11 protein-coding genes are annotated in these 11,784 nt (G+C 66.0%); 3 read left to right on the top strand and 8 right to left on the bottom strand.

The features are described from left to right. Positions 1-191: 191 nt before the first annotated feature. From FHR20_RS06630 to FHR20_RS06595, 8 genes are all read right to left on the bottom strand, one after another. On the bottom strand, positions 192-2,213 hold the full coding sequence (locus FHR20_RS06630; protein WP_167298761.1) for an acetyl-CoA carboxylase biotin carboxylase subunit: 2,022 nt from the start codon (positions 2,211-2,213) through the stop codon (positions 192-194). Further along, positions 2,213-2,494, bottom strand: coding sequence for a hypothetical protein (locus tag FHR20_RS06625; RefSeq protein ID WP_167298760.1), 282 nt, complete (start codon positions 2,492-2,494; stop codon positions 2,213-2,215). The genes FHR20_RS06630 and FHR20_RS06625 overlap by 1 nt, the downstream gene beginning before the upstream one ends. After that, a complete protein-coding gene (gene bioB, locus FHR20_RS06620; RefSeq protein WP_167298759.1) occupies positions 2,491-3,492 on the bottom strand; it encodes a biotin synthase BioB in 1,002 nt (333 codons plus the stop codon). Before bioB ends, FHR20_RS06625 begins: the two co-directional genes overlap by 4 nt. Continuing rightward, a complete protein-coding gene (locus FHR20_RS06615) occupies positions 3,482-4,156 on the bottom strand; it encodes a lysozyme inhibitor LprI family protein (RefSeq protein ID WP_167298758.1) in 675 nt (224 codons plus the stop codon). The genes bioB and FHR20_RS06615 overlap by 11 nt, the downstream gene beginning before the upstream one ends. Continuing rightward, positions 4,153-6,294 carry a methylmalonyl-CoA mutase gene (scpA, locus tag FHR20_RS06610; RefSeq protein ID WP_167298757.1) on the bottom strand — a complete coding sequence of 714 codons (2,142 nt, stop codon included), beginning with the start codon at positions 6,292-6,294 and terminating at the stop codon, positions 4,153-4,155. Before scpA ends, FHR20_RS06615 begins: the two co-directional genes overlap by 4 nt. A gap of 109 nt (positions 6,295-6,403) precedes the next feature. Continuing rightward, positions 6,404-6,826 carry a methylmalonyl-CoA epimerase gene (gene mce / locus FHR20_RS06605; protein WP_167298756.1) on the bottom strand — a complete coding sequence of 141 codons (423 nt, stop codon included), beginning with the start codon at positions 6,824-6,826 and terminating at the stop codon, positions 6,404-6,406. After that, the gene (locus FHR20_RS06600) at positions 6,823-7,041 is read right to left on the bottom strand and encodes a hypothetical protein (RefSeq protein WP_167298755.1); all 219 of its coding nucleotides are present in this window, start codon (positions 7,039-7,041) and stop codon (positions 6,823-6,825) included. The genes mce and FHR20_RS06600 overlap by 4 nt, the downstream gene beginning before the upstream one ends. Next, positions 7,038-8,564, bottom strand: a complete 1,527-nt coding sequence (locus tag FHR20_RS06595) for an acyl-CoA carboxylase subunit beta (protein WP_167298754.1) — start codon at positions 8,562-8,564, stop codon at positions 7,038-7,040. Before FHR20_RS06595 ends, FHR20_RS06600 begins: the two co-directional genes overlap by 4 nt. A gap of 161 nt (positions 8,565-8,725) precedes the next feature. Here FHR20_RS06595 and FHR20_RS06590 point away from each other — a divergent pair, with 161 nt between their 5' ends. From FHR20_RS06590 to FHR20_RS06580, 3 genes are all read left to right on the top strand, one after another. Then, the gene (locus tag FHR20_RS06590) at positions 8,726-10,123 is read left to right on the top strand and encodes a helix-turn-helix domain-containing protein (RefSeq protein WP_167298753.1); all 1,398 of its coding nucleotides are present in this window, start codon (positions 8,726-8,728) and stop codon (positions 10,121-10,123) included. Positions 10,124-10,270: 147 nt separating this feature from the next. Continuing rightward, a complete protein-coding gene (locus FHR20_RS06585; protein WP_167298752.1) occupies positions 10,271-10,903 on the top strand; it encodes a hypothetical protein in 633 nt (210 codons plus the stop codon). Between the two features lie 96 nt (positions 10,904-10,999). Then, a complete protein-coding gene (locus FHR20_RS06580) occupies positions 11,000-11,758 on the top strand; it encodes a class II aldolase/adducin family protein (RefSeq protein WP_167298751.1) in 759 nt (252 codons plus the stop codon). Positions 11,759-11,784: the final 26 nt, after the last annotated feature.

Genomic DNA, 11,784 nt, shown 5'->3' with positions numbered 1-11,784 from the left:
CATGTTCGTCGCAGCCAAATTGCCGCGCCCCCGGTCCCGCCCGCATTTCGTCGCCGTCCGGGCCTTAGCAAAGGCTGCTGCAACCCTTCGGGCGGCTAAGACCCCGCCATCCCGGAGGAGTCTTTGTGCCCAACCCGGACAAGGGCGGCGCTGCGTTTGGTTCCGCGGCGTCGCCCGACCCGGTTGGCTCGTCATTCGAACTCGAGGATCGCCGCGTCCACGGCCAGGCTGTCGCCGGGCCCGAAATTCGCCGCCTTCACCACCCCCGCCCGCTCGGCGCGCAGGATGTTCTCCATCTTCATCGCTTCCACCACGGCAAGCGGCTGGCCGGCCTCCACCTTGTCGCCGGGCGCGACATGGAGCCGCGTGAGCAGACCCGGCATCGGCGCGAGCAGGAACCGGCTCATGTCGGGCGGGACCTTCTCGATCATATGGTGCCGATATTGCGCGACATGCGGCGGATGGACTTCGACCAGGTGCGATGCGCCATGCGCCGTCAGCCGCCACGCCGCGCCCTTGCGATCCACCGCGACGCTGAGCGCCGCGCCATCGATCTCGGCATCGAGCTGGATGTCGCCGAGCCGCCAGTCGCTGTCGAACGCCACTTCCACGCCGTCGAGGAAAAGCCGGCCGGCATCGGCCGAGATCGCGAACCGTTCGCCGCCGAGCGTCACCACCCGTTCGCCCGGGATCGGCTGGTGCGCCGCGAGCTGGCCGGAGATGCAGGCGGCCCGCTCGGCGCGTTGCAAATCGATCGCCGCGGCGATCACCGCCAGCCTGCGCTTCAGCGCGTCCGACGCGGGCGCACCATGGAAGCCCTCGGGATACTCCTCCGCGATGAACCCGGTGGTGATCGCGCCCGAGCGGAAGCGCGGATGCTGCATCAGCGCCGAGAGGAAATCGATATTGTGGCCGATCCCGTCGATCCGGAACCGGTCGAGCGCCGCCACCTGCAGGTCCGCCGCCTCGTCGCGCGTCTCGCCCCAGGTGATCAGCTTGGCAATCATCGGATCGTAGAACATCGAGATCTCGCTGCCCTCGGTCACGCCGTCATCGACCCGGACATAGCCATGGTCGCCATGGGTGCCCGGGCCGCCATAGGGCGTCTCCTCGCTCGCCGGCGGACGATAGCGCACCAGCCGGCCCGTGGAGGGCAGGAAGCCGCGATAGGGATCCTCGGCATAGACGCGGTTCTCGATCGCCCAGCCGGTGAGCTTCACATCGTCTTGGGCGAAGGCCAGCTTCTCGCCGGCCGCGACGCGGATCATCTGTTCGACCAGGTCGATGCCGGTCACCGCCTCGGTCACGGGATGCTCCACCTGGAGCCGCGTGTTCATCTCGAGGAAATAGAATCCCGCGCCGCTCTTGTCGGCGCCCGAGACGATCAGCTCGACCGTGCCGGCGCTGAAATAGCCCACGGCCCGCGCCAGCGCGACGGCCTGCTCCCCCATCGCCCTGCGCATCTCCGGCGAGACGAAGGGCGACGGCGCCTCCTCGACCACTTTCTGGTGGCGGCGCTGGATCGAGCATTCGCGCTCGCCCAGATAGACGATGTTGCCATGCTGGTCGCCCAGCACCTGGATCTCGATATGGCGCGGGCTCTCGATGAATTTCTCGATGAACACCCGATCGTCGCCGAAGCTCGCCAGGCCTTCGCGCTTCGTCGCCTCGAAGCCCTCGCGCACATCGGTCTCGCTCCAGGCCAGCCGCATGCCCTTGCCGCCGCCGCCGGCCGAGGCCTTCATCATCACCGGATAGCCGATCTCGTTCGAGATGCGCACGGCATGCTCGGTATCCTCGATCACCCCGACAAAGCCCGGCACGACGTTCACGCCCGCCGCCTTGGCGAGCTTCTTGGACTCGATCTTGTCTCCCATTGCCGCAATGGCTTTGGGCGGGGGCCCGACAAAGGCGATCCCGGCCTCGGCACAGGCCCTGGCGAAGCTCTCGCGCTCGGAGAGGAACCCATAGCCGGGATGGATGCAGTCCGCCCCGGTCTCCCGCGCGGCGAGCAGGATCAGCTCGGCCTTCAGATAGCTCTCCGCCGCCGGCGCCGGCCCGAGCCGCACCGCCTCGTCCGCCATCAGCACGTGCGGCGCGCGCGCATCGGCATCCGAATAGACCGCCACCGTGGCGATCCCCATCTTCTTGGCAGTGCGCATCACGCGGCACGCGATCTCGCCGCGATTGGCGACCAGGATCTTCTTGAACATCAGGCCCTCTTAAATCCGAAAAAGATCACCACCAGAACGATGCCGGAGCCGAGGATCGGCGTGAACCATTCGAGCGGATCGCCAAAGCGAAATCCGGCAACCCACGCGCCGGTCCAGACCGCGGTCAAAGCAAGAATGGCGCGCAAGGCGCGGTCTCGCCCAGACCCTCGCGCCTCGAGATTCCAGCCGGCGCTCCGCATCATGCGTACGCCCAGCCAGAATCCGAGCGCCGACGCCGCGATTATGAACAAACCGGCCAGCAGGCCGAGCCATGGGTTCACTCCGCCGCCTCCAGCTCCACCTTCACCTCCGCCTGCATCGGCTTCACGCCCAGCCGCGCGAACAGCGCAGCGTCCTTGTCGTCGCCGGCATTGCCCGCGGTGAGCAGCTTGTCGCCGGTGAAGATCGAATTGGCGCCGGCCAGGAAGCACAGCGCCTGGGTAGCGTCGCTCATGCTCTCGCGGCCCGCGCTCAACCGCACCATGCTCTCCGGCATGGTGATCCGCGCCACCGCGACGGTTCGCACGAACTCGATATCGTCGATCTGCGCCAGCGGCGTGTCGGCGAGCATGTTGCCGAGCACCGTGCCCTTGATCGGCACCAGCGCATTGACCGGCACGCTTCCCGGGTGCACCGGCAGCGTGGCCAGCGCATGGATGAAGCCGACGCGGTCCGGCCGGGTCTCGCCCATGCCGACGATGCCGCCGCAGCACACGTTGATCCCAGCCTCGCGGACATGCTCGAGCGTGTCGAGCCGGTCCTCGAAGCTGCGCGTGGTGATCACCTCGGCATAGCGCTCGGGCGACGTATCGATATTGTGGTTGTAGTAATCGAGCCCGGCATCGGCGAGCATCCGCGCCTGCTTTTCGCTGAGCATCCCCAGCGTCATGCAGGTCTCCATGCCCATGGCGCGGACGCCCTGCACCATCTCCACGATGGCGGGCATGTCGCGATCCTTGGGGTTGCGCCAGGCGGCCCCCATGCAGAAGCGCGACGAACCATGGTCCTTGGCCTGCGCCGCCGCCTGGAGCACCTGGCGCACGTCCATCAGCTTGGTCGCCTTCAGCCCGGTCTCGGCAGAGACCGACTGGCTGCAATAGCCGCAATCCTCCGGGCAGCCGCCGGTCTTGATGCTGAGCAGCGTCGAGAGCTGGACTTCGTTGGCGGCGTGATTGGCGCGATGCACCTCGGCGGCGCGGAATACCAGTTCGGTGAACGGCAGATCGAACAGCGCGGCGATCTCTTCACGGGTCCAGTCGGTACGCACTTCAGCTTTCAAGCGGCTTCTCCAGTTGTTCCATGTGCGCCGCGGCAAGTTGCAGCCAGCATCCGGCGTTGAACCCGCCATAGCCCGATCCGCCCATAGAGTACTGCGTTTCATACAAGCAGCGCGCATCCACATAGGCCAGCCACGTCGTATGGAACGCGTCGAGCGCCTCCACATGATGGCCAGCGATTGCGCAAGGCCCTTCATTCTTGTCGCAGGCGCGCTGCTCTTCGCGGTCCTCCGCAGTCAGTTTAGCGCGGATCGTAGCGATTTCGGCATCCAGATCATGCTGGACCGCAATGGTCAGCGCACCCGAGCAGAAATTGAATACGACCTGCGAATATTGCCCGCATTGCACCAGCGCTCGACCGACCCGCGCGCTGGCCATACCCTTCGCGCGCCACAACGCAAGCGCTTCGGAAAAACGGCAATCCTCGTTCACCACATAAGCCGTGTCCGGGCAGCGCCCGAGATAGTCCCCCGCCGCCGCCTTGGCCGCAATGATCCGGGCTGGGGTTTCACCCGCCGCCGCGCGTCGATCGATCTCCCGGCGATCCGCCCTGTCCTTAGCCCGTGACGCCTCGACCATCGGGTCTTGACTCATCGCGCCCTGCGCCGCGGCCGGGCGCACCAGGCAGAACAACGCCAGCAGGACCAGGGCAGCGCTGCGGATCACTCTGCGGCTTCCTCCACGGGCGGCATGTTGTGGCCGAGAAGCCTCAGCACCTCTTCGGCGGCTTTGACAAGGTTGGTGCCCGGCCCGAAGATCGCCTGCACCCCCGCCTCGCGGAGGAACTCGTAATCCTGCGCCGGAATCACCCCGCCGGCGACCACCTTGATATCCGCCCTGCCCGCATCCTGGAGTTCGCGGATCAACTCGGGGATCAGCGTCTTGTGCCCGGCGGCGAGGCTGGAGGCGCCGACCACGTCGACATCGCTCGCGATTGCCAGCGCGGCGGCTTCCCGCGGGGTCTGGAACAACGGGCCTGGAACCACTTCGAAGCCCAGGTCGCCGAACGCCGACGAGACGAGATTAGCGCCGCGATCATGCCCGTCCTGCCCCATCTTGGCGACCAGCATGCGCGGCTTGCGGCCCAGCCGGCGCCCGGTGGCGTCCACGCCGTCCTTGAGCCGCGCCCAGACCGCGTCGTCGGCATAGGCGCCGCCATAGACGCCCTGCACCGGCGTCGGCTGGGTGGCGTAGCGGCCGAAACCCGCTTCCATCGCCGCGCTGATCTCGCCCAGCGTGGCGCGGGCGCGCGCCGCATCGACGGCAAGCTCGAGCAGGTTCCCGCTGGTCCGGGCGCCTTGCTGAAGCGCGAACAGCGTCTTCTGGCAGGCCGCCTCGTCGCGTTCCGCCTTCACGCGCTTGATCCGCGCGATCTGCGCCTCGCGCACGGCGTGGTTGTCGACATCGAGGATGTCGATCGGCTCTTCCTCGGCCTTGCGGTACTTGTTGACGCCGACGATCACCTGCTCGCCGCGGTCGATCCGCGCTGCCGTTGCCGCCGCCGCCTCCTCGATCATCGCCTTGGGCCAGCCCGCGGCCACGGCCTTGGCCATGCCGCCCTCGGCCTCGACCCGCTCGATGATCTCCCAGGCCTTGTCGACCAGCTCCTGGGTAAGGCTCTCGATATAATAGCTGCCGCCCAGCGGATCGACGACCTTGGTCATCCCGGTCTCTTCCTGGATGACGATCTGGGTGTTGCGCGCGATCCGGGCCGAGAAGTCGGTGGGCAGCGCGATCGCTTCGTCGAGCGCGTTGGTGTGCAGGCTCTGCGTGCCGCCGAGCATCGCCGCCATCGCCTCGATCGTGGTGCGGATGACGTTGTTATAGGGATCCTGCTCGGTCAGCGACACGCCGCTGGTCTGGCAGTGCGTGCGCAGCATCTTGCTACGCTCGTCCTTCGCCTCGAGCCGGGTCATCACCCGGTGCCAGAGCACGCGCGCTGCCCGCAGCTTCGCGATCTCCATGAAGAAGTTCATGCCGATTGCGAAGAAGAAGCTCAAACGCCCTGCGAACTTGTCGATATCCAGGCCGCTGGCGACGCCGTATTTCACATATTCCATGCCGTCGGCGATGGTGAAGGCAAGCTCCTGCACCTGCGTCGCCCCGGCTTCCTGCATATGGTAGCCGGAAATCGAAATACTGTTGAATTTCGGCATATTGGCGGACGTATATGCGAAAATGTCCGAAATGATCCGCATGCTCGGTTCGGGCGGGTAGATATAGGTGTTGCGGACCATGAACTCCTTGAGGATGTCGTTCTGGATGGTCCCGTCGAGCAGGCTCTTGTCGACGCCCTGTTCCTCGCCCGCGACGATGAAGAAGGCGAGCACGGGGATCACCGCGCCGTTCATCGTCATGCTGACGCTCATCTGATCGAGCGGGATGCCGTCGAACAGGATCTTCATGTCCTCGACGCTGTCGATCGCCACGCCGGCCTTGCCGACATCGCCGGTGACGCGCGGATGGTCGCTGTCATAGCCGCGATGCGTGGCGAGGTCGAAGGCGACGCTCAGCCCCTTCTGCCCGGCCGCGAGGTTGCGGCGGTAGAAGGCGTTGGATTCCTCGGCGGTCGAGAAGCCGGCATATTGGCGGATCGTCCAGGGCCGGCCGGCATACATCGAGGCCCGTACGCCGCGGGTGAACGGCGCGAAGCCCGGCAGGCCGGGATCGAGATGTGCGGTGTCTTCCGCCGTGTAGAGCGGCTTCACCGCGATGCCCTCGGGCGTGTGCCAGGTCAGGTCCTTGCCCTTGACCTCCTTGGCCGCGAGGGCCTGCCAGCCGGGCAGATTGGGTTTATCCGTCATCGCAAAAACTCATCGTCATCCCCGCGAAGGCGGGGACCCAGGGTAACAAAGCTACGTCCCGTTTGGCTCTGGATCCCCACCTTCGCGGGGATGACGAAGAAAGGGGTGCTCAATGCCCTTCCCCTTTCGGCGTCTCCATGATCTCGGTCAGCACCCCGCCCATGTCCTTGGGGTGGACGAAGAAGATCGGCGTGCCATGCGCGCCGATGCGCGGCTCGCCGAGCACCTTTACGCCCTTGGCCTCGAACCAGGCTTTGGCTTCGTGGATATCGGGCACTTCATAGCAAAGGTGATGCTGCCCGCCCGCCGGGTTCTTCGCCAGGAAGCCGTGGATCGGCGAGTTCTCGCCCAGCGGCTCGATCAGTTCGATCTGGCTGTTCGGCGTGTCGACGAAGCAGACCTTCACGCCCTGCGCAGGCAGGTCGAAAGGTTCGCGGATCACCTCCGCGCCCATCACATCGCGGTAAAAGGCGATCGACGCGTCGATCGAAGGCGTCGCGACGCCGACATGGTTGAGGCGGCCGAGTTTCATGATTCATCCTCGATTGGGCGTTTCATGCCCGCCTTGTGCAAGGCCGCGCTTGCTCGGAAGCGAATGCGTGCGCAGCGTTCCCGCACATCTTCCGTCGCATCATCGGCGCAACCACAGAACTGCGAAAGCCATTCGAGATCAGAGCGATCGAGCCAAAGCGCCGCGCGCCCCTGCACCTGCTCCGCGATGGGATCAGTGGGTGCGACGGGCTTCATAGCGGAATATTGTCATGCTTCTTCCACGGGTTCTCGAGCTGCTTGTTGCGCAGCTTCCTGAGCCCCAGTGCCACGCGGCGGCGCGTGGAATGCGGCATGATCACCTCGTCCACGAAACCCTTCGAAGCCGCAACGAACGGGTTGGCGAAACGTGCCTCATATTCGGCGGTGCGCTCGGCGATCTCCTCGGGCGTCTTGCCCCGGAAGATGATCTCCACCGCGCCCTTGGCGCCCATCACCGCGATCTCGGCGGTCGGCCAGGCATAGTTCAAGTCGCCGCGCAGGTGCTTCGACGCCATCACGTCATAGGCGCCACCATAGGCCTTGCGGGTGATCACGGTGATCTTGGGCACCGTCGCCTCGGCATAGGCGAAGAGCAGCTTGGCGCCGTGCTTGATGATGCCCGAATGCTCCTGGCCGACCCCCGGCAGGAAGCCCGGCACGTCGACAAAGGTAACGATCGGGATCTCGAACGCGTCGCAGAAGCGCACGAAGCGCGCGCCCTTCTTGGACGAGTTGATGTCGAGGCATCCGGCCAGCACCATCGGCTGGTTCGCCACCACGCCCACCGTGCGCCCCTCGATCCGGCCGAAGCCGATCAGGATGTTGCCGGCATGGCTCGGCTGCAACTCGAAGAATTCGCCCTCGTCGAGCGTCTTCCGGATCAGCTCGTGCATGTCGTACGGCTGGTTCGCGCTCGGCGGGATCAGGGTATCGAGGCTCGGTTCCGCGCGATCCCAGGGATCGTCGCACGGCCGCTCGGGCACTTCCTCGCGGTTCGAGGCGGGAAGGAAGTCCACGAAGTCGCGGGCCGCGAGCAGCGCCTCGATGTCGTTGTCGAAGGCCACATCGGCGACCCCCGACTTCGTGGTATGCGTCACCGCACCACCCAGTTCCTCCTGCGTGACGATCTCGTTGGTAACGGTCTTCACTACATCCGGGCCGGTGACGAACATGTACGACGAATCCTTCACCATGAAGATGAAGTCGGTCATCGCGGGGGAATAGACCGCGCCGCCGGCGCACGGGCCCATGATCAGCGAGAGCTGCGGCACCACGCCCGATGCCAGCACGTTGCGCTGGAACACTTCGGCATAGCCGCCGAGCGATGCGACACCTTCCTGGATGCGCGCGCCGCCGCTGTCGTTCAGCCCGATCACGGGGGCGCCGACCTTCATCGCCATGTCCATGATCTTGCAGATCTTCTGCGCGTGTCGTTCGCTGAGCGAGCCGCCGAACACGGTGAAGTCCTGGCTGAACACGAAGACGAGGCGGCCGTTGATCGTGCCCGATCCGGTGACGACGCCGTCACCGGGGACGATCTGGTCCTGCATGCCGAAGTCGACGCAATTATGCTCGACATACATGTCGAGCTCTTCGAACGAGCCCTGGTCGAGCAGCACTTCGATCCGCTCGCGCGCGGTGAGCTTGCCCTTGGCGTGCTGCGCGTCGATCCGCTTCTGCCCCCCGCCCAGGCGGGCGGCGGTGCGGCGGCGTTCCAGTTCCTCGATCGTCGACGACATGCGGTTCCCCATTGGATAGCGGCGGCTTCTGCATCCGGACATGCGGCGACCGCAAATGCAATGTTGCGAAGTTGCGAGCAGCTGGTTTGCAGATATAGTGCGGATATGCGCAGATCGCTTCGTCCCGCTCCCTCGCCTCCTCTCCCAGCCGGGAAGCGGACATGACCCCTCCCCGCCGGCGCCTGTTCGAAGGGTTCCGCCTGCGCGAGCTGCGTCGGCGCACGGAGCTGAGCCAGGCGGCGATGGCGGGGCGGCTCGGCATCTCCGTCTCCTATCTCTCGCAGATCGAGAATAACGACCGCCCGATCACCGACATCGTCCTCGTCGCCCTCAGCCGCGAATTTCCGCTCGAGGCGTTCGGCGACGTCGATGAGAGCGCTTCTTTGCTCCGCACGATCGATGCCGCCACCGATGCCGGCGTCCCGGCAGAGCGCATGGGCGAGGCCGATGTGCGCCGCGGCATCGAGCAGCAACCCTTGCTCGCGAAACGCATGGTCGCGCTGCACGAAGCCTGGCGGCGCAGCCAGGAGCAGCTCCGCGTGCTCGACGACCGCTATGACAGCGGCTCGACCGACGCCGCCCCGCTCCCCTGGGAGGAGGTCCGCGACTGGTTCCAGGCCGAGGGCAACTACATCGATGCGATCGACCGGTCGGCGGAAACGCTCGCCGCCGATCTCGATCCCCACCGGCCGAACCGGGGCCTCGAGGATCGCCTGCGCTGGCATGGCGTGCAGGTCGTGGCGCAGGATGGCGACGGCAGCGAACTGAGCCGTTTCGATCCCCGCGCACGCCGCCTTGCGGTCAACAGCGCGCTCCCGCCGGAAAGCCGGGCCTTCCTTCTCGCCCACCGGCTGGTCCGCTACGAGTTCGAGAACGAGATGCGGCAGGTTGTGGAGGATTCCGGCCTCGCCTCCCCGGCTTCGCGCGAGCTGCTGAGCATCGGGCTGGCCAATTATGCCGCCGGCGCGCTGCTGATGCCGTACGGCGCATTCAGGGACACCGCGCGCGAGGTCCGCCACGACATCGATCGTCTGCGCCAGCGCTTTGGCGCGAGCTTCGAGCAGGCCTGCCACCGGCTCTCGACGCTCCAGCGCCCGGGCGCACAGGGGCTGCCCTTCTTTTTCTGCCGGGTCGACATGGCCGGCAACGTCACCAAGCGCCATTCCGCCACGCGCCTCCAGTTCGCGGCACTTGGCGGCGCCTGCCCGCTCTGGATGGTGCACGAAGCGGTGGCGATCCCGGACCGCATCCTCGTCCAGCATGCCGAGATGCCCGACGGCACGCGCTACGTCTCGATGGCCAAGGGCCTGGTGAAGCCCTCGGGCAGCTATGCCCGCCCCCCGCGCCGCTATGCCGTGGCCCTGGGTTGCGAGGAGTTGCATGCTGCGGACTTCGTCTATGCCGACGATCTCAGGCCCGGCGGCGCGGCCACGCCGATCGGTACCAGTTGCCGCATCTGCCCGCGCGGGGATTGCGACCAGCGCGCCTTCCCGCCCGCGGCATCGGCGATCGCGATCGATCCGGATCGGCGTTCGGTGGTCCCGTACGGGTTCAGGTGAATCGCCTGCCGCACCCGATCGAAGCGGCCCGAGAGCATCGCGAATGCTCCGAAACGACCGCGATTTCGATTGTCGGCGCTTGGCACCTCAAGCAGCCTCTCCCAGCCGCGTGACCGGCCTGCGCCATCGCCGCACACGGAGACCTCAATGCACGAGATTGCGAACACCTACGCCGAAAGGAGCGACGGCGACGGCGTCGCCCCGCCTGCCGCGCTTGCCCCCGACCCCGCTCCGCATGCCAAGCCGCTGAGCGATCTGGAAATCTACAACGTCTTCCGCGACTATATCAAACATGAGGACGGGCTGATGAATACCCGGTTGTCCTCCTTCCTCAGCATGAATTCCTTCCTGATCGGCTTTTCCGTGCTTGTCCTCGGCGGCATGCTCAGCGCGGCTTCGAGAATGCGCCCGGATACCAAGCTCCTCGCCTTGCTGGCGCTCGGAACCCTGGTTCACGCGATACTTGCCTATATCGGCTATGATGCCGCGAGGCTCACCAGATCATCCATCCAGGCCGCTACCGACTCCCTCAAGATATTACGGGAGAAGGGAAATATCCGGCTTGCCGCTCCGATCGCGCGTGGCGACTTCCCGCATCTGACGGATGCTCGAGAGCTCAGCGACAGGGAAAAGGCTGCCCTCGAAAGGGGCAGCGGCATAATGCGCGGCTTCCCCCGCCATATGCAGCGCATGTGGTTTATTATGGGGACAACACCCGTATTGGTAACGGGTCTCGCCGCATATCTGTGGTTCGGCACGGCGTATTTGGCGTATTTCTAGAACCCGCCCCGAAGCGCCAACTGCCAGCGACAACGGTTGCAGACGCCGTCAAGGACGTGGCATACCCGATCCACGAAAAGCCTTGGGAGAGGTATGATGGCCACCGCGCTGCGCAATTCCACCATGACCGAAGCCGAGTGGGAGGCTCGCCAGCAGCTCGCCGCCTGCTACCGGGTGTTCGACATGCTCGGCTGGTCCGAGATGATCTACAACCACATCACGCTCAAGGTGCCGGGCGAGGAAGGCGCCTTCCTCATCAACCCGTTCGGGCTGCACTTCAGCGAAGTGAAGGCGTCGAACCTCGTCAAGATCGACATCGACGGCAACAAGCTCGACGACTCGCCCTATCCGGTGAACCGCGCCGGCTTCGTCCAGCACGCGCTGTTCCACCGCCACCTGCCCGATGCGCACTGCATCGCGCATACCCACACCACGGCGGGCATGGCGGTCGCCAGCGTCGAAGGAGGTTTGCGCCCCACCAATTTCTATGCCTGCAACTTCGCCGGCCAGATCGCCTATCACGATTTCGAGGGTGTGACGGTGCGTGACGAGGAAGGCGAGCGGCTGCTCGCGCACCTGGGCGACATGCGCGTGATGCTGCTCCGCAATCACGGCATCCTGGTGATGGGCAGGACGGTGCCGGAGGCGTTCATCAAGCACTGGTCGCTCCAGCGCGCCTGCGAGATCCAGATCGCCACCGCCAGCATGGGCGCGCCGATCACGGTCCCGGACGAAGTCGTCGCCGTCCATCAGCGCGACCTCCACATGGCCCAGGTTCCCGGCGGGCCCGGCGCGGCCGATTTCGCGGCGATGGTGCGGCTGGTGGACCGGACGGACAAGAGCTGGCGGGAATAGGGGCCGGCACCTCCGCGACCCCGAAC

Source organism: Sphingomonas leidyi (genome assembly GCF_011761945.1).
In the GTDB taxonomy this organism is placed as follows: domain Bacteria; phylum Pseudomonadota; class Alphaproteobacteria; order Sphingomonadales; family Sphingomonadaceae; genus Sphingomonas; species Sphingomonas leidyi.
Note: the sequence above shows the minus strand (reverse complement) of the source record. Positions and strands in the feature narration are given on the sequence as shown.

Bases quoted from the DNA above. Each gene is read 5' to 3' on its own strand.
- FHR20_RS06630 (WP_167298761.1), bottom strand. From the start codon at position 2,213: ATGTTCAAGAAGATCCTGGTCGCCAATCGCGGCGAGATCGCGTGCCGC.
- scpA (WP_167298757.1), bottom strand. From the start codon at position 6,294: ATGACGGATAAACCCAATCTGCCCGGCTGGCAGGCCCTCGCGGCCAAG.
- mce (WP_167298756.1), bottom strand. From the start codon at position 6,826: ATGAAACTCGGCCGCCTCAACCATGTCGGCGTCGCGACGCCTTCGATC.
- FHR20_RS06600 (WP_167298755.1), bottom strand. From the start codon at position 7,041: ATGAAGCCCGTCGCACCCACTGATCCCATCGCGGAGCAGGTGCAGGGG.
- FHR20_RS06595 (WP_167298754.1), bottom strand. From the start codon at position 8,564: ATGTCGTCGACGATCGAGGAACTGGAACGCCGCCGCACCGCCGCCCGC.
- FHR20_RS06590 (WP_167298753.1), top strand. From the start codon at position 8,726: ATGACCCCTCCCCGCCGGCGCCTGTTCGAAGGGTTCCGCCTGCGCGAG.
- FHR20_RS06585 (WP_167298752.1), top strand. From the start codon at position 10,271: ATGCACGAGATTGCGAACACCTACGCCGAAAGGAGCGACGGCGACGGC.
- FHR20_RS06580 (WP_167298751.1), top strand. From the start codon at position 11,000: ATGGCCACCGCGCTGCGCAATTCCACCATGACCGAAGCCGAGTGGGAG.